This is a genomic window from Streptomyces sp. NPDC006476 (assembly GCF_040612015.1).
Taxonomy (GTDB): Bacteria; Actinomycetota; Actinomycetes; order Streptomycetales; family Streptomycetaceae; genus Streptomyces; species Streptomyces griseorubiginosus_B.
In genome coordinates this window covers 1-22,886 of the sequence record NZ_JBEXPK010000062.1, presented here as the reverse complement: position 1 = coordinate 22,886, position 22,886 = coordinate 1, and the positions used below count along the sequence as shown (strand labels likewise).

27 protein-coding genes are annotated in these 22,886 nt (G+C 70.1%); 18 read left to right on the top strand and 9 right to left on the bottom strand.

The window, feature by feature from the left end; genetic code table 11:
• The first annotated feature begins 182 nt into the window (after positions 1-182).
• The 7 genes from hemL to ccsB all read left to right on the top strand — a co-directional run bounded on the left by hemL (position 183) and on the right by ccsB (position 7,969).
• Positions 183-1,502: a glutamate-1-semialdehyde 2,1-aminomutase gene (gene hemL / locus ABZZ74_RS41280; RefSeq protein ID WP_356949283.1), complete on the top strand. Its 1,320-nt coding sequence runs from the start codon at positions 183-185 to the stop codon at positions 1,500-1,502.
• Positions 1,499-2,182, top strand: a complete 684-nt coding sequence (locus tag ABZZ74_RS41275) for a histidine phosphatase family protein (RefSeq protein WP_356949282.1) — start codon at positions 1,499-1,501, stop codon at positions 2,180-2,182. The genes hemL and ABZZ74_RS41275 overlap by 4 nt, the downstream gene beginning before the upstream one ends.
• A 169-nt stretch (positions 2,183-2,351) precedes the next feature.
• Positions 2,352-3,635: a hypothetical protein gene (locus ABZZ74_RS41270; protein WP_356949281.1), complete on the top strand. Its 1,284-nt coding sequence runs from the start codon at positions 2,352-2,354 to the stop codon at positions 3,633-3,635.
• A gap of 77 nt (positions 3,636-3,712) precedes the next feature.
• Positions 3,713-4,330, top strand: a complete 618-nt coding sequence (locus ABZZ74_RS41265) for a TlpA disulfide reductase family protein (protein ID WP_356949280.1) — start codon at positions 3,713-3,715, stop codon at positions 4,328-4,330.
• Between the two features lies 1 nt (position 4,331).
• Positions 4,332-5,102, top strand: a complete 771-nt coding sequence (locus ABZZ74_RS41260; protein ID WP_208780155.1) for a cytochrome c biogenesis protein CcdA — start codon at positions 4,332-4,334, stop codon at positions 5,100-5,102.
• Between the two features lie 3 nt (positions 5,103-5,105).
• Positions 5,106-6,869 (top strand): cytochrome c biogenesis protein ResB, encoded by a 1,764-nt coding sequence (locus tag ABZZ74_RS41255; protein WP_356949279.1) that lies wholly within the window; start codon positions 5,106-5,108, stop codon positions 6,867-6,869.
• Complete coding sequence (gene ccsB, locus ABZZ74_RS41250; RefSeq protein ID WP_356949278.1) at positions 6,866-7,969, top strand: c-type cytochrome biogenesis protein CcsB; 1,104 nt, start codon at positions 6,866-6,868, stop codon at positions 7,967-7,969. The genes ABZZ74_RS41255 and ccsB overlap by 4 nt, the downstream gene beginning before the upstream one ends.
• A 59-nt stretch (positions 7,970-8,028) precedes the next feature.
• Here the strand turns inward: ccsB and ABZZ74_RS41245 are convergent, their stop codons facing one another.
• Together ABZZ74_RS41245 and ABZZ74_RS41240 are read right to left on the bottom strand one after the other, a co-directional pair.
• Positions 8,029-9,015, bottom strand: coding sequence for a 2-oxoglutarate and iron-dependent oxygenase domain-containing protein (locus ABZZ74_RS41245; protein ID WP_356949277.1), 987 nt, complete (start codon positions 9,013-9,015; stop codon positions 8,029-8,031).
• Positions 8,996-9,445: a nucleoside deaminase gene (locus ABZZ74_RS41240; protein ID WP_356949276.1), complete on the bottom strand. Its 450-nt coding sequence runs from the start codon at positions 9,443-9,445 to the stop codon at positions 8,996-8,998. The genes ABZZ74_RS41245 and ABZZ74_RS41240 overlap by 20 nt, the downstream gene beginning before the upstream one ends.
• A 100-nt stretch (positions 9,446-9,545) precedes the next feature.
• Between ABZZ74_RS41240 and ABZZ74_RS41235 the strand changes: the two genes are divergently transcribed.
• Positions 9,546-10,805: a PucR family transcriptional regulator gene (locus ABZZ74_RS41235; protein WP_356949275.1), complete on the top strand. Its 1,260-nt coding sequence runs from the start codon at positions 9,546-9,548 to the stop codon at positions 10,803-10,805.
• 13 nt (positions 10,806-10,818) lie between these two features.
• Here ABZZ74_RS41235 and ABZZ74_RS41230 read toward each other — a convergent pair whose 3' ends face one another.
• From ABZZ74_RS41230 to ABZZ74_RS41215, 4 genes are all read right to left on the bottom strand, one after another.
• Positions 10,819-11,229, bottom strand: a complete 411-nt coding sequence (locus ABZZ74_RS41230; protein ID WP_356949274.1) for a PIN domain nuclease — start codon at positions 11,227-11,229, stop codon at positions 10,819-10,821.
• Entirely contained in the window at positions 11,226-11,444 is a 219-nt protein-coding gene (locus tag ABZZ74_RS41225) for a type II toxin-antitoxin system VapB family antitoxin (RefSeq protein ID WP_356949273.1), read from the bottom strand. Before ABZZ74_RS41225 ends, ABZZ74_RS41230 begins: the two co-directional genes overlap by 4 nt.
• A gap of 77 nt (positions 11,445-11,521) precedes the next feature.
• Complete coding sequence (locus tag ABZZ74_RS41220) at positions 11,522-12,928, bottom strand: cytosine permease (RefSeq protein WP_356949272.1); 1,407 nt, start codon at positions 12,926-12,928, stop codon at positions 11,522-11,524.
• Positions 12,929-13,058: 130 nt separating this feature from the next.
• Positions 13,059-13,370, bottom strand: a complete 312-nt coding sequence (locus ABZZ74_RS41215) for a PLD nuclease N-terminal domain-containing protein (RefSeq protein WP_356949271.1) — start codon at positions 13,368-13,370, stop codon at positions 13,059-13,061.
• A gap of 77 nt (positions 13,371-13,447) precedes the next feature.
• Here ABZZ74_RS41215 and ABZZ74_RS41210 point away from each other — a divergent pair, with 77 nt between their 5' ends.
• Both ABZZ74_RS41210 and mqnP read left to right on the top strand, forming a co-directional pair.
• A complete protein-coding gene (locus tag ABZZ74_RS41210; protein WP_356949270.1) occupies positions 13,448-14,908 on the top strand; it encodes a menaquinone biosynthesis decarboxylase in 1,461 nt (486 codons plus the stop codon).
• Positions 14,905-15,807 carry a menaquinone biosynthesis prenyltransferase MqnP gene (gene mqnP / locus ABZZ74_RS41205; protein ID WP_356949269.1) on the top strand — a complete coding sequence of 301 codons (903 nt, stop codon included), beginning with the start codon at positions 14,905-14,907 and terminating at the stop codon, positions 15,805-15,807. The genes ABZZ74_RS41210 and mqnP overlap by 4 nt, the downstream gene beginning before the upstream one ends.
• Here the strand turns inward: mqnP and ABZZ74_RS41200 are convergent.
• Entirely contained in the window at positions 15,797-16,402 is a 606-nt protein-coding gene (locus ABZZ74_RS41200; protein ID WP_356949268.1) for a rhomboid family intramembrane serine protease, read from the bottom strand. The genes mqnP and ABZZ74_RS41200 overlap by 11 nt on opposite strands.
• A gap of 92 nt (positions 16,403-16,494) precedes the next feature.
• On the opposite strand from ABZZ74_RS41200, the gene ABZZ74_RS41195 reads away from it, so the two are divergent.
• The 7 genes from ABZZ74_RS41195 (at position 16,495) to ABZZ74_RS41165 (ending at position 21,463) form a co-directional block, all read left to right on the top strand.
• Positions 16,495-17,178 carry a UbiX family flavin prenyltransferase gene (locus ABZZ74_RS41195; protein WP_356949267.1) on the top strand — a complete coding sequence of 228 codons (684 nt, stop codon included), beginning with the start codon at positions 16,495-16,497 and terminating at the stop codon, positions 17,176-17,178.
• 73 nt (positions 17,179-17,251) lie between these two features.
• Entirely contained in the window at positions 17,252-17,707 is a 456-nt protein-coding gene (locus ABZZ74_RS41190) for an Lrp/AsnC family transcriptional regulator (RefSeq protein WP_240869314.1), read from the top strand.
• 50 nt (positions 17,708-17,757) lie between these two features.
• The gene (gene mqnE, locus ABZZ74_RS41185) at positions 17,758-18,921 is read left to right on the top strand and encodes an aminofutalosine synthase MqnE (RefSeq protein WP_356949266.1); all 1,164 of its coding nucleotides are present in this window, start codon (positions 17,758-17,760) and stop codon (positions 18,919-18,921) included.
• Between the two features lie 235 nt (positions 18,922-19,156).
• Entirely contained in the window at positions 19,157-19,810 is a 654-nt protein-coding gene (locus ABZZ74_RS41180; protein WP_356949265.1) for a UdgX family uracil-DNA binding protein, read from the top strand.
• 16 nt (positions 19,811-19,826) lie between these two features.
• Positions 19,827-20,351, top strand: a complete 525-nt coding sequence (locus ABZZ74_RS41175; protein WP_356949264.1) for a GNAT family N-acetyltransferase — start codon at positions 19,827-19,829, stop codon at positions 20,349-20,351.
• A gap of 90 nt (positions 20,352-20,441) precedes the next feature.
• On the top strand, positions 20,442-20,750 hold the full coding sequence (locus ABZZ74_RS41170) for a DUF4229 domain-containing protein (RefSeq protein ID WP_133043439.1): 309 nt from the start codon (positions 20,442-20,444) through the stop codon (positions 20,748-20,750).
• A 50-nt stretch (positions 20,751-20,800) separates the two neighbouring features.
• Positions 20,801-21,463 (top strand): TetR/AcrR family transcriptional regulator, encoded by a 663-nt coding sequence (locus tag ABZZ74_RS41165; RefSeq protein ID WP_208780172.1) that lies wholly within the window; start codon positions 20,801-20,803, stop codon positions 21,461-21,463.
• Here ABZZ74_RS41165 and ABZZ74_RS41160 read toward each other — a convergent pair.
• Entirely contained in the window at positions 21,428-21,634 is a 207-nt protein-coding gene (locus tag ABZZ74_RS41160; RefSeq protein WP_356949263.1) for a hypothetical protein, read from the bottom strand. The genes ABZZ74_RS41165 and ABZZ74_RS41160 overlap by 36 nt on opposite strands.
• Positions 21,635-21,701: 67 nt before the next feature.
• Here ABZZ74_RS41160 and ABZZ74_RS41155 point away from each other — a divergent pair, with 67 nt between their 5' ends.
• Positions 21,702-22,055, top strand: coding sequence for a hypothetical protein (locus tag ABZZ74_RS41155; RefSeq protein WP_356949262.1), 354 nt, complete (start codon positions 21,702-21,704; stop codon positions 22,053-22,055).
• Between the two features lie 75 nt (positions 22,056-22,130).
• On the opposite strand, the gene ABZZ74_RS41150 is transcribed toward ABZZ74_RS41155, so the two are convergent.
• On the bottom strand, positions 22,131-22,886 hold a 756-nt coding region (locus ABZZ74_RS41150; protein ID WP_356949261.1), incomplete at its 5' end, for a MaoC/PaaZ C-terminal domain-containing protein.

Here is a 22,886-nt window from a genome sequence, read left to right as displayed (position 1 = left end):
CCGTTCGAGGTGTGTGTATCAGGTCCCAGTTTCGCAGATCACATCGGGTCGCGACTGTTCCTCGGGTCAGCAGCGGGACGGCGGTGGTGCCCCACTGCCGCCGCGCCCCCCTGACCTACCCTGGGGAGGTCACCGGGCAACCGGAGCCCGCCCAGCCCGAGAGGTCGGAGAAGCCGCAGGTCATGAGCGAACTGCCATATCCATACGAAGCCCCCGAGTCGCAGGAGCTGTTCGACCGCGCGGCCGCCGTCACGCCCGGCGGCGTGAACTCCCCGGTGCGCGCCTTCCGGGCGGTGGGCGGCACGCCCCGGTTCATGGTGTCGGGCCGGGGCGCCTATCTGACGGACGCGGACGGCCGGGACTACGTGGACCTCGTGTGTTCCTGGGGGCCCATGATCCTCGGCCACTCCCACCCCGAGGTCATCGCCGCCGTCCAGGACGCCGTCTCACGCGGTACGTCCTTCGGCACTCCCGGTGAGGGCGAGGTCGCGCTCGCCGAGGAGATCGTCGCCCGGGTGGAGCCCGTTGAGCAGGTACGGCTGGTCAGCAGCGGGACCGAGGCGACCATGAGCGCCATCCGGCTCGCCCGCGGGTTCACCCGGCGCTCCAAGGTGATCAAGTTCGCCGGGTGTTACCACGGTCACGTCGACTCGCTACTCGCCGCCGCCGGCAGCGGGGTGGCCACGTTCGCCCTGCCCGACACCCCCGGCGTCACCGGGGCCCAGGCCGGCGACACGATCGTGCTGCCGTACAACGACCTCGAGGCCGTGAACGAGGCCTTCCACCGGCACCCGGGCGAGATCGCCTGTGTGATCACCGAGGCCTCGCCGGGCAACATGGGCGTGGTACCGCCGCGGCCCGGGTTCAACCAGGGGCTGAAGGACGCCTGCGCGAAGAACGGCGCGCTGTTCATCTCCGACGAGGTCATGACCGGGTTTCGGACGAGTCGCGCCGGGTGGTACGGGATCGATGGCGTCCGGCCCGACCTGATGACCTTCGGCAAGGTCATGGGCGGCGGCTTCCCGGCCGCGGCCTTCGGCGGCCGACAGGACGTCATGGAGCACCTCGCCCCCGCCGGGCCCGTCTACCAGGCCGGCACCCTCTCCGGGAACCCGGTCGCCACCGCGGCCGGCCTCGCCCAGCTGCGCCTGCTCGACGACGCCGCCTACGACAAGGTCAACGCCGTGTCGGAGCAGATCCAGGCGCTGGTCACCGAGGCGCTCACCAAGGAAGGCGTCGCGCACCGGCTGCAGAGCGCCTCCAACATGTTCTCCGTCTTCTTCACGGACCGCTCGGTGCGTGACTACGAGGACGCGAAGGCGCAGGAGTCCTTCCGCTTCACCGCCTTCTTCCACTCGATGCTGGCGCAGGGCGTCTACCTCCCGCCCTCGTCCTTCGAGTCCTGGTTCGTGTCCACGGCCCACGACGAGCAGGCCGTGCAGCGCATCGCCGACGCCCTCCCGGCGGCGGCCCGAGCGGCGGCGGAGGCCACAGCAGCATGAGCGAGCAGCAGGACATCACGGTCGTACACCTCATGCGGCACGGCGAGGTCGACAACCCGGACGGGGTCCTCTACGGCCGTCTCGCCGGGTACCACCTCTCGGAGCTCGGGCGGCAGATGGCCGACCGGGTCGCCGAGCACCTCGCCTCCCGGGACGTGACGTACGTCTGCGCCTCGCCGCTGGAGCGGGCGCAGGAGACGGCCACGCCGATCGCCAAGGCGCACGGGCTCCCTCTCGCCTCCGACGAGCGGCTCATCGAGGCCGACAACATCTTCCAGGGCAAGACCTTCGGCGTCGGCGACGGTGCGCTCAGGAAGCCGGAAAACTGGAAGTACCTCGTCAACCCGTTCAAGCCGTCCTGGGGCGAGCCGTACGTCGACATCGTCGTACGGATGATGCAGGCACTGGACGCCGCCAAGGAGCAGGCGCGTGGGCACGAGGCGGTGCTGGTCAGTCATCAGCTGCCGATCTGGACCGTGCGCTCCTACGTCGAGAAGCGGCGGCTGTGGCACGACCCGCGCAAGCGGCAGTGCACCCTCGCCTCGCTGACGAGCTTCACCTACCGGGGTGACAAGATCGTGTCCGTCGGCTACACCGAGCCGGCCCGCGATCTGGTGCCCGCTCATCTCCTCGCGGGCGCCAAGCCGGTGAAGGGGAAGAGCAAGGCCTTCGGCGCCTGAGCGCCTGAGTCCGCGCAGGAGCGCCTGAGCCGGCGCAGGACGTTCATCTTGTGTCTTATGACACGTTCGTGACATTTATTGCGGGATTAGTGTGATCGCGAGGAACCTCCCCGTTCGTCATGTCCTCTGAATGGGTGACCACCAGAGCACATGACGAATCGGGGTTGGAATGCGCGCACTCTCTCGCAGGGGAATGCTCGGGCTGGGCGCGGGAGCCGCGGCGGCGGCCGGACTCGCCGGCTGCGGCACCCTCAACCCGTCAGACGGGCCGCACCCCGCATCGGGTTCCAAGGGCGGCAAGAAGTCCGGGAGTACGGCGCATCCGGCCAAGCCGATCGGCGACGGCTCGACCTCCTTCAGCGGCAAGCAGCCCCATCAGCCGGCCAAGCCCGAGCCCTTGGAGCCCGGCCAGACCCCGCCGCAGTTCGTCATCTTCTCCTGGGACGGCGCCGGCGAGGTCGGCAACGGTCTCTTCCCCCGCTTCCTCGACCTCGCCAAGCAGCACGGCGCGTCCATGACCTTCTTCCTGTCCGGGCTCTACCTGCTGCCCGAGTCGAAGAAGCGGCTCTACGACCCGCCGAACAACCCGCGCGGCGCCTCCGACATCGGCTACCTCACCGACGAGCACATCAAGGCGACGCTCACCAACGTCCGCCGCGCCTGGCTCGAGGGCCACGAGATCGGCACCCACTTCAACGGCCACTTCTGCTCCGGCCACGGCACCGTCGGCAACTGGACGCCCGCGCAGTGGCGCAGCGAGATCCAGCAGGCCAAGGCGTTCGTGAAGCAGTGGCGCACCAACACCGGCTGGACCGGCCTGCCCTCGCTCCCCTTCGACTACGACAAGGAGCTGGTCGGCGGCCGTACGCCCTGTCTGCTCGGCCAGAACAACCTGCTGCCCACCGCCAAGTCGCTCGGCTGGCGCTACGACGCCTCCTCGCCCGGCGGCCGGCAGGTGTGGCCGGACAAGAAGCTGGGCGTGTGGGACCTGCCGCTGCAGCAGATCCCCTTCCCCGGCCGGTCCTTCGAGGTCCTGTCGATGGACTACAACATGCTCGCCAACCAGTCGCTGAACACGACCAAGGCGCCCGCCTACAACTACCCGGGCTGGCGCACCCAGTCCGCGCAGGCGTACATATCCGGCTTCCAGCGGGCATACGAGTCGAACCGGGCGCCCTTCTTCGTCGGCAACCACTTCGAGCACTGGAACGGCGGCATCTATATGGACGCCGTCGAGGAGGCGTTCAGGCACATCGCGCGGGAGAAGGAGAAGGGCGCGGACGTACGGCTGGTCTCCTTCCGGCAGTTCGTCGACTGGATGGACGTGCAGAAGCCGGAAGTGCTCGCCAAGCTCCGTACGCTCGACGTCGGACAGCGCCCCGCCGGCGGCTGGAAGGCGTTCCTTCAGCCGGCCCCGTCCTCCTCGTCCTCACCCTCCGGTCAAGCCGCCTGACATGCGGCTTCCTGGCCCTGTGGGGCCCGTGAGGGGGGCGGGCAAGATCCCCGGAACGGGCATGCGAAACTTTTCACATGAGTGCCGCCAGCCACGTCCCCCTGCGCTCGAACCGCAGCCGTGCCGTCCTGCTCACCGCAGCCGCCGCGGCCGCGGCGCTGACCCTGTCCGCGTGCAGCTCCGGGGGCACCTCCGGCGGAGGCGGTGACACCAACTTCGTCATGGGCAAGGACGGCATCTCCACCGCCAAGAAGGGGGAGCGCGCCGCCGCGCCCGACCTGTCCGGCAAGACGGTCAACGGGCAACAGCTCGACGTCGCCTCCTACAAGGGCAAGGTCGTGGTCCTGAACGTGTGGGGCTCCTGGTGTGCCCCCTGCCGCGCCGAGGCGCCGGGCCTGGAGAAGGTCTACGAGAGCCTCAAGGCCAAGAGCGTGCAGTTCGTCGGCATCAACACCCGCGACACCAGCGTCCAGAACGCGGTCGCCTTCGAGAAGCAGATGGGCGTCACCTTCCCCAGCCTCTACGACCCCACCGGCAAGCTGATGCTGCGCTTCAAGAAGGGCACCCTCAACCCGCAGGCGGTGCCCTCCACGCTCGTCCTGGACCGCGAGGGTGGGATCGCCGCCCGCTCGCTGGCCGCGCTCAGCGAGGACAAGCTGCGCAGCATGATCGCCCCGGTCCTCGCGGAGAAGTGACGTGACATCCGTCACCACACTCGCCGCGACGGGCTACAACGGCACGGTGCTCAACGGCGCCCTGCTGGTCGCCCTGCCCATCGCGCTGCTCGGCGGACTCGTCTCCTTCTTCTCCCCGTGCGTCCTCCCGCTCGTCCCCGGCTACCTCTCCTATGTCACCGGCGTCACCGGCACCGACCTCGCCGAGGCCCGGCGCGGACGCATGGTCGCCGGCGCCTCCCTGTTCGTGCTCGGCTTCACCGCCGTGTTCGTCTCCAGCGGCGCCCTGTTCGGCTTCTTCGGCGACACCCTCCAGGACAACAAGGGCATCCTGTCCAAGGTGCTGGGCGTGCTCATGATCCTCATGGGTGTCTTCTTCATGGGCCTGATGCCCTGGATGACCCAGCGTGAGTTCCGCTTCCACAAGCGGCCCGTGGCCGGTCTCGCCGGCGCACCCGTGCTGGGCGCCCTGTTCGGCATCGGCTGGACCCCCTGCATCGGACCCACGCTCGCCTCCGTGCTGGCCCTGTCCTCCCAGCAGTCCAGCGCCGGACGGGGCGCCATACTGACCGTCGCCTACTGCCTCGGCCTCGGCGTGCCCTTCGTGCTCGCCGCGGTCGCCTTCCGCAAGGCGCTCGGCGCCTTCGGCTGGGTCAAGCGCCACTATGTCTGGGTGATGCGGATCGGCGGCACGATGATGATCGTGACCGGTCTGCTCCTGGTCACCGGCGCCTGGGACCGAATCGTGCAGGACATGCAGTCCTGGTCCGCCGGCTTCACCGTGGGGATCTGATCGATGAGCAAGACCACAACCGGTACGACCCCCGAACGGGCCGAGGACCCGGATCTCGGCGCCGCCGGCTCCCAGCTGTCCACCGCGCCCAAGGAGGACCTGCCGAACCTGCCCTCCCTGGGCGTGATCGGCTGGGCCCGCTGGTTCTGGCGGCAGCTGACCTCGATGCGGGTCGCGCTGCTCCTGCTCCTGCTCCTCTCCCTCGGCGCCATCCCCGGCTCGCTGATCCCGCAGTCCGGCATCGACGCCACCAAGGTCGCCGACTTCCGCAAGGCGCACACCGTCCTGGCGCCGATCTACGACAAGCTCGGCCTCTTCCACGTCTACAGCTCGGTGTGGTTCTCCGCGATCTACATCCTGCTGTTCGTCTCCCTCATCGGCTGCATCATCCCGCGCACCTGGCAGTTCGTCGGCCAGCTCCGCGGCCGCCCGCCGGGCGCCCCCCGGCGGCTGACCCGGCTGCCCGCGTACACGACCTGGCGCACCGAGACCGAACCCGAGCAGGTCCGCGAGGCCGCGCTCGCCCTCCTCAAGAAGCGCCGCTTCCGCGCCCACCTCGCCGGTGACGCCGTCGCCGCCGAGAAGGGCTATCTGCGCGAGATCGGCAACCTCGCCTTCCACATCGCCCTGATCGTCCTGCTGACCGCCTTCGCCTGGGGCCAGCTCTACAAGTCCGAGGGCAACAAGCTGATCGTCGAGGGCGACGGTTTCTCCAACACCACCACCCAGTACGACGACTTCAAGTCCGGCAACCTCTTCACCACCGACGATCTGGTGCCGTTCAGCTTCCGCTTGAACAAGTTCACCGGCACGTACGAGACGAACGGCCCCAACCGGGGCACCCCGCGCACCTACCAGGCCGCCGTCACCTACAGCCAGGGCGCCTACGGCAAGGGCAAGAAGAGGATCGTCAAGGTCAACGAACCGCTGTCCATCGGCGACGCCAAGGTCTACCTCACCGCCCACGGTTACGCCCCCCTCATCACCGTCCGCGACGGCAAGGGCAACGTCGTCTACCGCGACGCCGTCCCCCTCCTTCCGCTCGACTCCAACGTCACCTCCACCGGCGTGGTCAAGGTCCTCGACGGCTACCGGAACGCCCAGGGCGTCAGCGAGCAGCTGGGCATCTCGGCGTTCCTCCTGCCCACCTACACCAAGGGCAGCGAGACCGCCTCCACCTTCCCCGCCCTGCTCAACCCGGTGCTCAACCTGACGCCGTACCACGGTGACCTCGGGGTCAACTCCGGCATCCCGCAGAGCGTGTACCAGCTCGACAAGTCGCATGTGAAGGAGTTCAAGGACGCCAAGGGCCAGCAGCTCAGGGCGAACCTGAAGCCCGGCGAGACCATGCAGCTGCCGAACGGCGCCGGGTCGATCACCTACGACACCACCAAGGAGTGGGCGAACTTCCAGATCGTCCAGCAGCCCGGCACCGACTGGGCGCTCGCCGGCGCCCTCGTCGCGATCTTCGGCCTCGCCGCCTCCCTGTTCATCCAGCGCCGCCGCGTCTGGGTGCGCGCGGTGACCGGCCCCGACGGCGTCACGGTCGTCGAGATGGCCGGTCTCGGCCGCAGCGAGTCCGCGAAGGTCCCGGAGGAACTCGGCGATCTCGCCGGGATCCTCTACGACCAGGCACCCGGTGCACCCGAGCCCGAAGCGGCCTCCCAGGACCACTCCGACGCCGAACCCGACGCCGGCTCCCCAGACCACGACGACTCAACCACCCCCGACCCCCAAGTCGTACCTGCCGAAGGGGCTGAGAAGTGACTCTCTCCGCCGGAACCGAGTTGGCCACCGCGACCAACGAACACCTCGCGAACATCAGCAACACGCTCATCTACTCCGCGATGGCCGTCTACACCCTGGCCTTCTTCACGTACATCGCCGAGTGGATCTTCGGCAGCCGCAGCAAGATCGGCCGTACGGCCGCCGCGCTGACGGGGAAGGCCGAGGGCGCCAAGGGCAAGGCCCCGGCCGTCACCGTGCAGAAGGCCGGCGGCACCGCCGTACTGGAGCGGCCCAAGGTCGTCGTACGGTCCGCGGCCGGCGCCCGTGACGTGCCGGACGGGCCCGGGGCGCACGGCGGGGACGAGCAGGGCGACCTCTACGGGCGTATCGCCATCTCGCTCACCGTGCTCGCGTATCTCATCCACCTCGTCGGCGTGATCGCCCGCGCGGCCTCGGTGGAGCGGGCGCCGTGGGGCAACATGTACGAGTTCAACATCACGTTCTCCGCGGTGGCCGTCACTGTGTACCTCACGCTGCTCGCGCTGAAGAAGAACGTCCGCTGGCTCGGCCTGTTCCTGATCACGACGGTCCTCCTCGATCTCGGCATCGCCGTCACTGTCTTGTACACCGCCAGCGACCAGTTGGTTCCCGCCCTTCACTCGTACTGGCTGTACATCCACGTCTCCACCGCCATCCTGTGCGGCGCGGTCTTCTACGTGGGCGCGGTCGGCACGCTGCTGTACCTCTTCAAGGACTCCTACGAGACCAAGCTGGAGAACGGCGGCACGCCCGGCCGCTTCGCCACCTCGTTCCTGGAGCGCCTGCCCGCCTCCTCCTCGCTGGACAAGTTCTCCTACCGCGTCAACGCGGCCGTCTTCCCGCTGTGGACGTTCACGATCATCGCGGGCGCGATCTGGGCCGAGTCCGCCTGGGGCCGCTACTGGGGCTGGGACCCCAAGGAGACCTGGGCGTTCATCACCTGGGTCGCCTACGCCTGCTACCTGCACGCCCGCGCCACCGCCGGCTGGAAGGGCCGCAAGGCCGCCTACCTGGCCCTGATCGCCTTCGGCTGCTGGCTCTTCAACTACTACGGCGTCAACATCTTCGTCTCGGGCAAGCACTCGTACGCGGGCGTGTAGTGGCGGCGGGCGGGTAGCAGCCGTGGGCGGGCGGCAGCCGTGGCCGGGGGAGAAGCCGGTCAGCCGACCGTGATCGAGTCCAGCTTCTCCCGCAGGTACACATGCGAGTCGACCGGTGGGTACGCCACCCGCCCCACCGGCGCCGGCACGGACTCCACGACCGTCCCCGGGGTGCACTCGCCGAAGTAGACGAGGGACATCAGCTCCTCGGAGGGGGCGTCGGCCGGCGGCGGGAGGACCCGGTGCCGGCCCGAGCGCCAGCGGTCGCCGGTCCAGCGGGCCATCAGGTCACCGATGTTGATGGTGAAGGCGTCGGGATCGTACGGCGCGTCCTCCCAGCCGCCCTCGTCGGTGTAGACCTGCAGCCCGCCCTTGCCTGCCTGCCGGTCCAGGATCGTCACCGTCCCGAAGTCGGTGTGCGGGCCGATGCGGAACTGGCCCGGCTGCGGCTGGCCGACGACGTCCGTCCCCGGGTACCAGTTGATGTTGAAGCCGTACGTCGGATGGTCCATGTGCCGGGAGAAGAAGTCGCCCTCCAGGCCGAGCGCCTCGCCGAGCAGGGACAGCAGCCGCTTCTCCAGCTCCGCCATCCGCTCCAGGTACTCGGCGCACAGCGTCCGCAGCTCCGGCACCTCCGCCGGCCACACGTTGGGCGCGTACCACTCCGCGTTGATCACCGGGTCCTCGAAGGGCTCGTGCGTCGCGAAGGTCAGCGACTCCTTCAGGTCGGGCGGGGTCTCGGTGCCCTCCGAGTAGCCGTTCGCCTCCGCGCCGGGTCCGAGCCAGCCGCGGCCGCCGACCTTCGCCTCGTAGGGCTGCTTGACGTCCACGGGCAGGGTGAAGAAGGCCCGCGCCGCCTCCCGGATCCCCGAGCGCAGAGCCGGGTCGACCCCGTGCCCCGTCACCAGCAGGAACCCGGCGCTCTGCAGGGCCTCGTCGACGGTACGGGCGATGGCCGCGCGGGCGTCCGCGTCGCCCTCCAGCCAGGGCCGCAGATCGATGGTCGGGATGCGCGGGGCAGGGGCGTCACTCACCGATGTCCTCATTCCACAGAGCCGGATGGTTCTTGATGAAGTCGCGCATCATGCCGATGCACTCGGGGTCGTCGAGCAGCACGATCTCCACGCCGTGCTCGGCCAGCCAGTCGTGCCCGCCGTGGAAGGTCGCCGCCTCGCCGACGACGACCCGGGAGATGCCGAACTGCCGGACCAGTCCGGAGCAGTACCAGCAGGGCGAGAGGGTGGTGACCATGGTCGTACCGCGATACGACCGCTGCCGTCCCGCGTTCCGGAACGCGGCCGTCTCCGCGTGCATCGAGGGGTCGTCGTCCTGGACGCGCCGGTTGTGGCCCCGCCCGAGCAGCGTGCCGTCGGCGTCGTAGAGCGCGGCCCCGATCGGGATGCCGCCCTCCGCGAGCCCGGCGCGGGCCTCCGCGACGGCGGTGGCGAGCCAGGTGCGTGCCTGTGCCTGATCCATACGTTCCACTCTCCTGTGGCCGAAACACGAGGGCAACGTGCGGAAAGTACTCTCCGGGCATCCCGCCGCCGGACGAACTGTCCACGCCCAGGAGGTGCCCGTGGCCGCCCTCACGCTCCGCGAAGTCCTGGACCTCGATCCCGTACGCGCCTCCGAGCCCCGCCTGCTGACCGGACGGACCGCCCTCGACCGCCCCGTGCGCTGGGTCCACTCCAGCGAGGTCTACGAGGGCGCGAACTTCCTCGACGGCGGCGAACTGCTGCTCACCAACGGCTTCGGACTCACCGACGCCGACGAGGAGGTACGGCGGCGGTACGTCCGTGAGCTGGCCGCGCGCGGTGCGGCGGGGCTGGCGGTGGAGATCGGCCGGTCCCTGCCCCAGATGCCCGCCGAGGTCGTCGACGAGGCCGAGCGACTCGGCCTGCCCCTGCTGGCCCTGCACCGGGTCGTGCCCTTCGTGCGGATCACCGAGGCGGCCAACCGGGCGATCGTCGCGCGCGGGCTGTCCGGGCGGCAGGTGGTACGGCCCTGGGGCGACGACCACACGGCCGCCCTGCTCGCCGACCTCGCCGACCAGGCGGCCCTCAACCAGCCCGAGGTGGAGGCCCGTTCGGCCCTCGCCGGGTTCCATCCGGGGCCGGGGGCACGGCTGATCGGGGTGTCCGTGCACGGGACCCGGGAGACCGGCGCGGTGGACCGGGCCGTACGGCTGCTGAGCGGGGCCGCGGTGCTGCGGGCGGCCTTCCCGGGCGACGTGCTGGCCCTGCTCGCGCTGCCCGCCACCGGAACCGGCGACCCGATCCGCGCCGTCCAGGACGCCTTCCGCGGTGCCGCCGAGTCCGGGCTCACCGTCGCCGTCGGACATGCCGTGGACGCGGGCGGTGGCTGGCTGCGCTGGAGCGACACCTTGCGCGCGGCCCGTACGACGCTGGAACTGGCGCTGACCGTGCCGGCCGCCGAACCCTCCGTCCCGGACGGCCCGTTGGTGACCTCCGCCCGCGCGCTCGCCCTGGAGCGGGAGCTGACCCGTGGCGGTGTGGACACCAACCGGGACCGGCTTGCCCGGATGGTGCAGCACACGCTGGGGCCGCTGTTGGCGTGGGAGGCGGCCCATCCCAGCGACCTGGTACGGACGTTGGAGGTGCACCTGCGCCACGGCTGCTCCCCGACCCGTACGGCCGCCCTGCTCCACATCGGCCGCCAGTCCCTCTACCAACGCCTCGAGCGCATCGAGTCGTTGCTGGGCCTGGAGATCGACGACCCCGACCTCCTGGGCGAGTTGCTGCAGGCGGCCTGCGCACACCGGGTGGTCCGGGGGATGGGGGCGACTCAGGTGCGGGGGCTGCGGACGGTGGCCTGACGGAAGGTGGGTCTCATCGGATGTCCGGCTGCAGGCGGATCATCGGGATGCCCGGTCGCACCTTGGCGATGGCGCCGAAGTCGTCGTCGACGTGGAGGACGGTCAGTCGGTGGTGTTCCGCGGTCAGAGCGATCAGGATGTCGACGGGTGACGGGCCCCGGTGATGGCCGATCTTCAGCAGCTCTCGCTGCACGGCGATGATCCTCGGCCAGACGTCGTCGGGTGCGGGTACCCAGCCGAAGGTCTGACCGAGCATGGTGAAGAAGGGCTCGTGGTCGCGGTCCGCGCGTACTCCGCGCATCAACTCGGCCTCGACGGGCGGGCAGACGGCCACCAGTCCCCGAGCGACGTGCTCGGGCCACGGGGATGTGATGTGCCCGCGCAGAAGGCGCCAGACCGCCGAGGTGTCGGCCAGATACGTCACTGTCCTGAGCGCTCCAGCGCCTCGAGGGCCTCGAAGTCGAGGTAGTCCTCCGAGTTCTCCTGCAGCCAGCGCAGTGCCCGTGCCCGGTCGTCCGCGCTGATCGCGGCCGCTATGGTCAGGGCGCGGTTGATGGTGTCCCGCTTCGTCTTGGTGCCGAGTTGCTGCTGGGCGAACGCCAGCATGTCGTCGTCGATGTCGACCAGGGTCCTGGACACACGCCCTCCGAGCACACGTTGATATACAGGGCACTGCCAGTATATCAACGTGGGGAGGTCCGGCCCCGTCGGTCCGCTCAGGCCGCCGCGCTCGTACCCCGTCCCCGGCTCCGCAGCACCGCGTACAGCACCGCGCTCACCACGAAGCCGACGACCGGGGTGATGTCGCCGAAGGACGGCCAGTGCTTGGGGACGTAGCCGACGTAGTCCTCCTGGTTGGAGAAGAGGGGGACCGAGACCGCGACGCCGATCAACAGGGCCGCCAGTCCGGGCCAGTTGGTGAAGGTGCGGTCCCTCAGGCGGGCCGTCAGGGCCTCGTCCGTCGCCGTTCGGCCCTGCAGCCAGCGCTCCGTCAGGACGACCCCGAGCCACGGCGCCACCCAGTACGCGATCACCAGCAGGAACGCCTCGTACGCCGCCCCCGCGTCGTCCAGTGACGCCCACGCCGCCGCCGTACCGGCCACGCCCGACACCACGACCAGCACCCCGCGGCTGAGCCAGGTGGGGAGGTTCAGGCCGAAGGACGCGATGGAGATCGCCCCGGAGTACACATTGAGGGCGTTCGCCGAGATGCCGCCGAGGATGATCGCGATGAGCACCAGGTCGCCCAGCCAGCCCGGCAGATGGCCGGTGAAGGCGGCCGTCGGGGTGGCGTCCTTCGGGGCCAGGATCGTCGCCGAGGCCGCGCCGATGACCGCGACCACGGCGACGGACACGAACAGGCCGACGGCCGGGTAGAGGATCGTCTTCAGTCGGTTCGCGGTGCGGGGGAGGTAGCGCGAGTAGTCCGTGGCGTACGGGTTCCAGCCCGCCGCGTAGCCCCAGGCCGCGCTGAAGGCGAGCAGGAAACCGCCGATCCCGCCGCCGGTTCCGCCCCCGCCGAGATGGGCGTCCTTGAAGGTCCACACGCCGGCCAGCAGGAAGATCACCGCGAGCGTGGGGAAGGCGTACTTCTCGAAGGTGTGGACGAAGTTGTGGCCGATGAAGCCGATGAGGATCTCGGCCACGACCACGAGGAACAGGGACGGCAGCGGCCGCAGACCCGTCAGCGTGTTCAGCGCGAAGGCCGCGCTCACGCTGTTCACCGCGAACCAGCCCACGCCCGCGACCAGGCCGTTGGCCGCCGAGGGCAGGATGTTGCCGAAGTAGCCGAAGGAGAGGCGGCCGATCACCATCTGCGGCACCCCGAACCGGGGCCCGTCCAGCGACAGCACGCCCTGCGTGATCGCGCCGACCGCGGTGCCGAGCACGATGGCGGCCGTGGCCTGCCAGAAGCTCAGCCCGAAGAAGAGGACCGCGATCACACCGATGTAGACAGTCGCGAACTCGATGTTCGGTGAGGCCCACGTCCACAGCAGCTGGAGCGGGCTGCCGTGCCGCTCGGCATCGGGGATGGGCTCGGAGCCCGCCGTTTCGACGGCGATGACCTTGTCACCGTAGGCGGGGGCGAGGGTGCCGGCGGAGTCGGCAGGAGCAGTCGTCATACGAGCCAAGTGTCCGGTTCCGACCGGTCCGGGCCCAGGGACGCACTGTCCGCTTCGGGGGCTGCGGCGACGTACACCTTGTACGGCCCGCCGTCGTGAGGGCGGACCCCGGCGCCGCGGCGGCTCAGACTCAGTCCTTGTTCTTGTCCGGGTCCTTGTCGCCCTTGGTGTCGTCCAGGGACTTCAGGAAGTCGGGGTTGTCGTCCGGCGCGACCCAGCGCCCCGGCGCGGCGGGCCCCGCGGATCCGGTGGCGGCCGACCGGTTCTTTCCGGCGATCAGCCAGGCCACCGGCCCGACCAGCACCTCGCCGAACAGCAGGATGACGATCACCCAGGCCACCTTGGGCAGTCCGCGCACCTCCTCCTCGGGAGTGTTCAGACAGTCCACGAAGGCGTAGATCCACAGGGCCAGCACCAGAAGGAACGGCAGATACCTCAGCATGCTCGCGTGCTCTCCCAGCGGTGGTGAGTCGGCCCCGGTGACGGGGTCAGGGTAGCGGGTGGCCGATACTGGGACCCATGGCTTACGACGATCTTCGCTCCCTGCTCAGGGCCCTGGAACGCGAGGGCGACCTCAAGCGCGTCAAGGCCGAGGTCGACCCGTATCTCGAGGTCGGGGAGATCGTCGACCGGGTGCAGAAGGCAGGCGGCCCCGCGCTGCTCTTCGAGAACGTGAAGGGCTCCGCCATGCCCCTCGCGATGAACGTCTTCGGCACCGACCGGCGGCTGCTGAAGGCCCTGGGCCTGAAGTCGTACGGCGAGATCAGCGAGAAGATCGGCGGCCTGCTGCGGCCCGAACTGCCGCACGGGTTCGTCGGGGTGCGCGAGGCCTTCGGCAAACTCGGCGCGATGACGCACGTACCGCCGAAGAAGGTGAAGTCCGACAACGCGCCGGTGCAGGAGGTCGTCCTCACCGGGGACGACGTCGATCTCGACCGGCTGCCCGCGCTGTTCACCTGGCCCAAGGACGGCGGCTCCTTCTTCAACCTGGGCCTCACCCACACCAAGGACCCGGAGTCCGGGATCCGCAACCTCGGCCTGTACCGGCTCCAGCGGCACGACAAGCGCACCATCGGTATGCACTGGCAGATCCACAAGGACAGCCGCAACCACTACCAGGTCGCGGCACGGCGCGGCGAGCGGCTGCCGGTCGCGATCGCCTTCGGCTGCCCGCCCGCGGTGACGTACGCCGCCACCGCGCCCCTGCCCGGTGACATCGACGAGTACCTCTTCGCCGGGTTCATCGCCGGCAAGCGGATCGAGATGGTGGACTGCAAGACGGTGCCGCTGCAGGTGCCGGCGCAGGCGGAGGTCGTGATCGAGGGCTGGCTGGAGCCCGGCGAGATGCTCCCCGAGGGCCCCTTCGGCGACCACACCGGCTTCTACACCCCGCAGGAACCGTTCCCCGCGCTGCGCATCGACTGCGTGACGATGCGCAAGCGCCCGCTGCTGCAGTCGATCGTCGTAGGCCGGCCCCCGACGGAGGACGGACCCCTCGGCCGTGCGACCGAACGCTTCTTCCTCCCCCTGCTGAAGATCATCGTCCCGGACATCGTGGACTACCACCTGCCCGAGGCGGGCGGCTTCCACAACTGCGCGATCGTCTCGATCGACAAGAAGTACCCCAAGCACGCCCAGAAGGTCATGCACGCGATCTGGGGGGCACACATGATGTCCCTGACGAAGCTGATCGTGGTCGTGGACTCCGACTGCGACGTCCACGACCTGCACGAGGTCGCGTGGCGGGCGCTCGGCAACACCGACTACGCCCGCGACCTCAGCGTCGTCGAAGGCCCCGTCGACCATCTCGACCACGCCTCCTACCAGCAGTTCTGGGGTGGCAAGGCCGGGATCGACGCGACGAAGAAGTGGCCCGAGGAGGGCTACACCCGCGACGGCGGCTGGCCCGACATGGTCCTGTCCGACCCGGATACGGCGGCGAAGGTCGACCGCCGCTGGAAGGAGTACGGCCTTTCATGAGCAGTGCCTCCGCCGCGATCCCGCAGCCAGGACGCACCAAGGCGTTTCTGCGTCTGGTGATGATCGAGCACTCGGTGTTCGCCCTGCCCTTCGCGTACATCGCCGCGCTCACCGCGATGTACGAGTGGGACAAGAACATCCACTGGGGGCGGCTGCTCCTGGTCACCGTCTGCATGGTGGGTCTGCGGACGTTCGCCATGGCCGTGAACCGGATCATCGACCGGGAGATCGACGCCCGGAACCCGCGCACGGCCCACCGCGAGCTGGTCACCGGCGCGATGTCGGTGAAGCACGCCTGGACCGGTGCCCTCATCGCGGTCGTGGTCTTCCTCGGCTCGGCGGCGCTGCTCAATCCGCTCTGCCTGGCGCTGGCGCCGGTCGCGGTCGTCCCGATGGTCGTCTACCCCTACGGCAAGCGGTTCACGAACTTCCCGCAGGCCATCCTGGGGCTCGCCCAGGCCATGGGCCCGATCGGCGGCTGGCTCGCCATCAGCGGCGAGTGGAACTGGCACGCGGTGATCCTCGGCCTCGCCGTGGGCATCTGGATCGGCGGGTTCGATCTGATCTACGCCTGCCAGGACGTCGAGACCGACCGCGAGATCGGCGTCATGTCGGTACCGGCCCGCTTCGGCATCCCGGGGGCCATCTGGGGCGCGCGGGTGTGCCACCTGCTGACCATGTCCCTCCTCGTCTGGTACGCCGTCGCCACCGACGCGGGAGGGTTCTTCTGGGTCGGTCTGATGATCGTCGCGGGCGCCTTCGTCTACGAGCACTCGATCGTGCGACCCCACGACCTGTCCCGCCTCAACCGCGCGTTCTTCAGCGTCAACGGCTTCATCGGCATCGCCCTGTTCGTGTGCGCGCTGCTGGACCTGCTGGTTCGGGGCCTCACCGTGTGAGTGCGGGAGGCGAGGCGGGGCGGCGCCGGAACCAGAACGCCGTCCCGACTCCCGTCGCCAGGCCTATCAGGTGGGCCTGCCAGCTGACGCCCGTCTGCAGGGGGGACAGGCCCAGGAGGATCGACGTGCCCCAGACGGCGCCGATCAGCAGGCCCACCAGGACGCCCAGCGGGCGGCGCTCGACGAAGCCGCTGACCAACAGGAAGCCGAACAGGCCGAAGATCAGGCCGGACGCGCCCGCGGTGTTGGTGTGGTCCGGGGCTGTCAGCCACACGCCCAGTCCGTCGGCGACGATGATGACGAGGCAGAGGGCGGCGAACCGGCGCAGCCCGCCCAGCGCCGCCAGGAAGCCCATGACCAGCAGCGGCACGCTGTTGGCGGCCACATGGGCGAAGCCGAAGTGGATGAACGCGGCCGGGACGATGTCCACCAGCTCGGAGACCCGGCGCGGCATGATGCCGAGACCGTCGAGCGCGTGGCCGCTGACCACGTCGACCACTTCCAGCAGCCACAGCAGCGCGATCCAGCCCACCATCAGCTTGGCCGCGGCCTTCGCCCGCTCGCCCCGCGACCACTCGAGCTCCGTACCCGACATGCCGTCCCCCAACGATCCGCCCGACCCCTACGGACAACGACCGAGCCCCCTCGACCGGTTCCCACCCCGCGGCGCCGGATAGGCTCGGTGTCGTGGACCCAGTCAAGCCAGGAGAGACGCCGCGTACACCTTGGATCGTAGGGGTGTCCGGCGCTTCCGGCACGCCATATGCCGCGTCGGTGCTGCGTGCGCTGCTCGACGCCGGCGAGAGCGTGGACCTGGTCGTCAGCCGGGCCTCCCGGCTCACCCTCCTGGACGAGACGGGGATCTCGTTCCGGGACGCACACTGGCGTGACGACCTGCGGGAATGGCTGACGCGGGGTGCCGACGGAAAGCCCGGGACCTACACCGTGGACGTCGGCGCCGTGCAGTACTGGCCCGCCGGGGACCTCGCCGCAGGCCCGTCCTCGGGGTCGTACCCGGTCAAGGGCATGCTCATCGTGCCGGCCTCCACGGCGTGCGTGGCCGGTGTCGCGCTCGGGCTGTCCAAGGATCTGCTCCAGCGCGCCGCGAGCGTCACACTGAAGGAGCGCCGGCCGCTGGTCGTGGCCGTACGGGAGACCCCCTTGAACGGCCAGACGCTGCGCCACCTCGTCGCCCTCGACGACGCGGGCGCCACCGTGGTCCCCGCCTCGCCCGCCTTCTACGCGGGCGCCACGCACATCCAGGACCTGGTGGACTTCGTCGCCGGGCGGGTGCTGGACGCGGCGGGCGTCGGGCACGGCCTGTACCGGCGCTGGAAGGGCGACTTGGGCGGCGGCCACAGCGCGGACTAGGGCGCCGGCACCTGTGAGCACCTCGCACTACCTCTCATCACTCGGGAACTCTTCAGCGGAAGGCATCGATCGCATGGACGCGGTGGACAGGCAGCTCATCCAGGCCCTGAGGGAGAACGGCCGGGCCTCGTACGCGGAGCTGGGGCGCCTCGTCGGTCTGTCGGGGCCCAGCGTCACCGACCGCATCAACCGGCTGGAGGCGGCCGGTGTCATCACCGGCTACCGCGCCACCGTCGACGCCGCCTCGCTCGGCCTCGGCGTCACCGCGCTGATCGGGATCTCCCTCTCCGACGCGGCCGACCACGAGGACGTGGCCCAGCGGATGAAGGAGCTCAGCGAGATCGAGGACTGCTGGTTCATCGCCGGTGACGACTCGTTCATGCTCAAGGTGCGGGCGAACGACGTGGACGGCCTGGAGAAGATCATCCGGCGGCTCAGCGGGACGAAGGGCGTGTCCCGGACCCGTACCACGATCGTGCTCTCCACGAAGTGGGAGAACCGGGTGGGTGAGCTGCCCGAACAGGTGTGAGCCCGTGGGCGTACCGTTGGGTCGAGTTGTCGTAGAGGAAAGGTCGTGGCATGGACGTCGGGCTCAAGCGCGAGCTGGAGGAGAAGGTCCGCTCCGGTGAGCGGCTGTCCCGCGAGGACGGCATCGCGCTGTACGAGTCGGACGACCTGGCGTGGCTCGGCGGCCTCGCCCACGAGGTGCGCACCCGCAAGAACGGTGACGTGGTCCACTTCAACGTCAACCGGCACCTCAACATGACCAACGTGTGCACGGCCTCCTGCGCCTACTGCTCCTTCCAGCGCAAGCCGGGTGAGAAGGACGCGTACACGATGCGCATCGAGGAGGCGGTGAAGCTCGCGAAGGCGATGGAGAGCGACAACCTCACCGAGCTCCACATCGTCAACGGGCTGCACCCGAACCTGCCGTGGCGCTACTACCCGCGGTCCCTGCGGGAGCTGAAGGCCGCGCTGCCGAACGTGTCGCTGAAGGCGTTCACGGCGACGGAGATCCACCACTTCGAGACGATCAGCGGGCTGTCGGCGTCGGAGATCCTCGACGAACTGATCGACGCGGGCCTGGAGTCCCTCACCGGTGGTGGCGCCGAGATCTTCGACTGGGAGGTCCGGCAGCACATCCTGGACCACCGCACCCACTGGGAGGACTGGTCCCGCATCCACCGGCTGGCGCACGAGAAGGGTCTGAAGACCCCGTGCACCATGCTGTACGGCCACATCGAGGAGCCGCGCCACCGCGTCGACCACGTCCTGCGCCTGCGTGAACTGCAGGACGAGACCGGCGGTTTCCAGGTCTTCATCCCGCTGCGCTACCAGCACGACTTCGTGGACATGAAGGACGGCAAGGTCCGCAACCGCCTTCAGGCCCGCACCCAGATGGCGACGGGCGCGGAGGCCCTGAAGACCTTCGCTGTCTCCCGTCTGCTCTTCGACAACGTCCCGCACGTCAAGGTCTTCTGGGTCATGCACGGCGTCCAGACCGCGCAGCTGGCGCTCCAGCACGGCGCCGACGACATGGACGGCTCGGTCGTCGAGTACAAGATCACCCACGACGCGGACAACTTCGGCACCCCGAACAAGCTGACCCGCGAGGACCTCCTGGACCTGATCCGCGACGCCGGCTTCCGCCCGGTGGAGCGCAACACCCGCTACGAGATCATCCGAGAGTACGAGGGCCCCGACCCGGCGCGGAGGGAAGAGCCGCAGCCGATGCGGGTGTGATTCCGCGCCCCTGCTCCGTGACCGGCAGCACCGAAGGCGGCCGTCTCCGAGACCGTCGATGTCATCTCCAGGCCGGCGGACCAGCGGTGGGAGGACAGGGTGGTCGGCATGACCCCGTTCGTCTCCGAGGCACCCCACGTGTGTGACGGCCTGTTCCACCCGGGCCTGTCGGAGGTCGAGGCGCGGGAGGGGCCGTAGGTTTTTCAGCCGTGGGGACGGTGGGTACTCGGCGGTCATGGCCATACAGAGCTCGGCCCCGGAGGATCGGTACACCGCCGAACCCTTCGTGCCCGACCGCGGCGGTCTTCCCTCCCTCCGCCGCGCCGCCGCAGACTGCCGGGGCTGTCCGTTGCATCGGGACGCCACTCAGACGGTGTTCGGTGAAGGGGACGCTCACGCGCGCGTGATGCTGGTCGGGGAGCAGCCCGGGGATCAGGAGGACCGGCAGGGGAAGCCGTTCGTGGGGCCCGCCGGGAAGCTCCTCGACCGGGCTCTCGTGGACGCCGGTATCGACCCGAGGGACGCCTACGTCACCAACGCGGTCAAGCATTTCAAGTTCACGCAGGCCGAGCCCCGTAAGCGGCGCATTCACAAGGCGCCCACGCTGCGCGAGATGACCGCGTGCGGGCCCTGGCTGGCCGCCGAGCTGGCCGTCGTGGAGCCGGAGCTGATCGTGGTGCTCGGGGCCACCGCGGGCAAGGCGCTGCTGGGGTCGTCGTTCCGGGTCACGCAGGTGCGCGGGACGGTGCTGGAGGAGGACGTTCACGGCCGGCGGGAGCGCCTGGTGCCCACCGTTCATCCTTCGTCCGTGCTGCGCTCGGACGATCGGGAGTCGGCGTACCAAGGGCTCGTAGCGGATCTGAAAGTCGCGGCGCGCGTCCTGGCGTAAGGGCTACGATACCCACGTGTCCCTTACCTTCACTCTCGACCCTGCCGTCACCCCCGCCCTCCGCGATGGCATCCTCGACCTGTGGACGGACGTGTCCAACGCCGGCGGCTCCGTCGGTTTCGTGCCGCCGGTGACGGCGGAGACGATCCGGCCGGAGCTGGTCCGGCACATGGTCGCGATGGCGGAGGGCCGCACCCGGCTGCTCGTCGGGCACGACGAGGGCGGACGGGTCGCCGCCACCGCCTTCCTCGCCCTCAACACGCACCGGCTGATGACCCACTGGCTGTGGCTCTACACGGTGATGGTCCACCCCCGCCACCAGGGCAAGGGGTACGGCCGCGACCTGCTGGCCGCCGCCCAGGACGCGGCGTGCGGATTCGACGGCATCGAGGCGATCCGGCTCACCTGCCGGGGCGGCCTCGGGCTGGAACGCTTCTACGGCACCTGCGGCTACAAGGAGGTCGGCCGCGTCCCCGGGGCGATCCGGGTGGCACCGGGAGACGACCGCGACGACGTGATCATGCTGCTGCCGCTGCGCTGAGCCCCCGCCTGCAAGATCGGGTACCTGACGTGCTTCACTGGACGGTGCCCTTTGGCAATGTTCGTACCGTTGACGGAAGAGTGGATTGAGATGCTCCGCTACACGCTGATGCGCCTCGGGATCTTCGCGGGCTGCTTCGTGGTCGTCTGGGGTCTCGTCTACACCGGCGTCGTCCCGCGCGGCTTCGGCGCCTCCAACGGCATCTGGATGGTCCTGCTCGCCCTGCTGATCTCGGCCCCCATCAGCTTCGTCGTCCTGCGCAAGGAGCGGGACCGGGCCTCGATCAAGGTCGTCGAGCGGGTCGACCGGATGAAGGCGAACTTCGAGGCGAACGCGGCCCAGGAGGACGACGCGGACGACGCGGCCCGCACCCAGGGCCAGGCACCCCAGACCTCGTAAGCCTGTCACGCGGGGTTTGCACACGCTTGGTCCCAACTACTCTGTGCGGCATGGGTGCCGTGAAGACCAAGCGGATGCCGCGGGCGGTGCGGGAGCAGCAGATGCTGGACGCCGCCGTGCGCACCTTCGGGCAGCGTGGGTACATGGCCGCGTCGATGGACGAGATCGCCGAACTGGCGGGCGTGTCCAAGCCGTTGGTCTATCTGTACCTCAACTCGAAGGAAGACCTGTTCACCGCGTGCATCCGGCGTGAGGCGAAGGCGCTGACGGAGGCGGTGCGGTCCGGGGTGCGGCGGGAGCTGCCCGTCGACCGGCAACTGTGGGAAGGGCTGCGGGCGTTCTTCACGCACACCGCGCAGAACCCGGACGGCTGGGCCGTGCTGCATCTGCAGGCCCGTACCCACGGCGAGCCGTTCGCGGCCGAGGTGGCGGCGATGCGCGAGGAACTGGTCGCGTTCGTGACGCAGTTGATCGTGGTGGCCGCGCGGGAGGCGCACCGGGATCCCGATCTGGCCGAGAGCGAGGTCGCGGGGCTCGCCGAAGCGCTGGTCGGCGCCGCCGAGTCCCTCGCGGCCTGGGCCAACGCGACCCCCGGCGTCACCGCGCGGCAGGCCGCGGCCACCCTGATGAACTTCGCCTGGGCCGGGCTCGGCAACCTGATGGAGGGGCGGCCCTGGTCACCCCCGCAGGAGGCGGAGCAGCCCGTCCTGTGACGCGGCCGCGTCGACGACGTCCACGCCGGTTCCCGCGAGCAGCGACGCCAGGGTGGGCTCGGGCCGCAGGGTGACGAGACGGGACGCGACCGGGCCGAGCAACAGCTCGGTCTCCAGGGCCGCTTCGGGCCGTACGACGTCCGTCCCGGCCCGTGCGGCTAGCCGGCGCAATTGTCATCCCGATCGGCGGACGACGGACACTGGGGGAACGCATCCCTCCGCCCGTACTTTCATGCCCATGACGAAGGCCAGTGGCGGGGACCCGCAGAAGACCGACATCAAGGTGAGCCTCATCGGCGGTCACCGCCTCAAGGGCGAGACCCTGCACGAGCGCACCCTCACCGCCTCCCTCATCGGCGGCGCGGACATCGACCTCACCGACATCGACATTCCCGACGGCGCCGAGCTCCGCGTCACCAAGCTGAGCCTGATCGGCGGCGTCAGCCTCAAGGTCCGCCCCGACGTCCGCGTCGAGGTCCACGGCATCCGCCTCGGCGGTGTGAAGGACGACGGTCCCACCGAGCCCGGCGGCCCGACGGTCCGTATCGACGCGTGGGGCCTGATCGGCGGGGTCAGCGTCAGCCGTGGCTGAACCGGTCCGTCACGGCAGGGGCAGGGGCAGGGCGCCGGGGAGGCCGCGTCGTCGGCCGCGAGGAGCGGGGAGGCGCTACGGCAGCGGATCCACCCGCCCGCTGACGTGCACGCGATCACCGCTTCCGCGCAGCTCGAACCGGCCCCCCTCCGCCCCGTACGTCACGGTCCCCGGCAGCAGCACGGGCGCCCGGAACTCCGCCCGCGCCCGCACCGCGTCCGGCGCCCCGTGGGCGGCGAGGCAGCGGGCCACGGTCCACATGCCGTGCGCGATGGCGCGCCGGAAGCCGAAGAGGCGGGCGGTGAGGGGATGGAGGTGGATGGGGTTGCGGTCGCCGGACGCGGCCCCGTACCGCCGCCCGACGTCCCCGGCCAGCCGCCACTCGGCGAGCACGGGAAGCGGTGCCTGCTCGGCCCGTTCGGCGGACGGCTCGGCGTGCGTGCGGTGCCGCGCGAGATACGTGCTGCGCGACTCCCACACGACGTCCCCGCCCTCCCCGCCGTCCCGCATCTCGGTGATCACCGAGGCCTCGGTGCCGCGCCGGTGCGGCTCCAGACCGCCGACGTAGACGGCGAGTTCGTACGCGCCGGTGGCCGGGAGCGACCGGCGCCGGGTGATGTCGACGGAGGTGTGGACGAGGCCGAGCAGCGGCAGCGGGAAGCCGCGGTCGCTCATCAGGCGCATGGCGAGCGGGAAGCCCAGGACGTGCGGATAGGTCAGGGGCAGGGCGTCGTCGCCGGTGGCGAAGCCGCAGACCCGCTCGTACGCGGCCAGCCGCGCGAGGTCGACGCGCAGGCCGGGCAGGACGAGGCGGGTGCGCGGGAACTCCGC

Excerpts from the sequence above, each read along its gene's own strand:
- hemL (WP_356949283.1), top strand. The coding sequence starts at position 183 with ATGAGCGAACTGCCATATCCATACGAAGCCCCCGAGTCGCAGGAGCTG.
- ABZZ74_RS41275 (WP_356949282.1), top strand. The coding sequence starts at position 1,499 with ATGAGCGAGCAGCAGGACATCACGGTCGTACACCTCATGCGGCACGGC.
- ABZZ74_RS41270 (WP_356949281.1), top strand. The coding sequence starts at position 2,352 with ATGCGCGCACTCTCTCGCAGGGGAATGCTCGGGCTGGGCGCGGGAGCC.
- ABZZ74_RS41265 (WP_356949280.1), top strand. The coding sequence starts at position 3,713 with ATGAGTGCCGCCAGCCACGTCCCCCTGCGCTCGAACCGCAGCCGTGCC.
- ABZZ74_RS41255 (WP_356949279.1), top strand. The coding sequence starts at position 5,106 with ATGAGCAAGACCACAACCGGTACGACCCCCGAACGGGCCGAGGACCCG.
- ABZZ74_RS41245 (WP_356949277.1), bottom strand. The coding sequence starts at position 9,015 with ATGAGGACATCGGTGAGTGACGCCCCTGCCCCGCGCATCCCGACCATC.
- ABZZ74_RS41240 (WP_356949276.1), bottom strand. The coding sequence starts at position 9,445 with ATGGATCAGGCACAGGCACGCACCTGGCTCGCCACCGCCGTCGCGGAG.
- ABZZ74_RS41220 (WP_356949272.1), bottom strand. The coding sequence starts at position 12,928 with ATGACGACTGCTCCTGCCGACTCCGCCGGCACCCTCGCCCCCGCCTAC.
- ABZZ74_RS41215 (WP_356949271.1), bottom strand. The coding sequence starts at position 13,370 with ATGCTGAGGTATCTGCCGTTCCTTCTGGTGCTGGCCCTGTGGATCTAC.
- ABZZ74_RS41210 (WP_356949270.1), top strand. The coding sequence starts at position 13,448 with ATGGCTTACGACGATCTTCGCTCCCTGCTCAGGGCCCTGGAACGCGAG.
- mqnP (WP_356949269.1), top strand. The coding sequence starts at position 14,905 with ATGAGCAGTGCCTCCGCCGCGATCCCGCAGCCAGGACGCACCAAGGCG.
- ABZZ74_RS41200 (WP_356949268.1), bottom strand. The coding sequence starts at position 16,402 with ATGTCGGGTACGGAGCTCGAGTGGTCGCGGGGCGAGCGGGCGAAGGCC.
- ABZZ74_RS41190 (WP_240869314.1), top strand. The coding sequence starts at position 17,252 with ATGGACGCGGTGGACAGGCAGCTCATCCAGGCCCTGAGGGAGAACGGC.
- mqnE (WP_356949266.1), top strand. The coding sequence starts at position 17,758 with ATGGACGTCGGGCTCAAGCGCGAGCTGGAGGAGAAGGTCCGCTCCGGT.
- ABZZ74_RS41180 (WP_356949265.1), top strand. The coding sequence starts at position 19,157 with ATGGCCATACAGAGCTCGGCCCCGGAGGATCGGTACACCGCCGAACCC.
- ABZZ74_RS41170 (WP_133043439.1), top strand. The coding sequence starts at position 20,442 with ATGCTCCGCTACACGCTGATGCGCCTCGGGATCTTCGCGGGCTGCTTC.
- ABZZ74_RS41165 (WP_208780172.1), top strand. The coding sequence starts at position 20,801 with ATGGGTGCCGTGAAGACCAAGCGGATGCCGCGGGCGGTGCGGGAGCAG.
- ABZZ74_RS41155 (WP_356949262.1), top strand. The coding sequence starts at position 21,702 with ATGACGAAGGCCAGTGGCGGGGACCCGCAGAAGACCGACATCAAGGTG.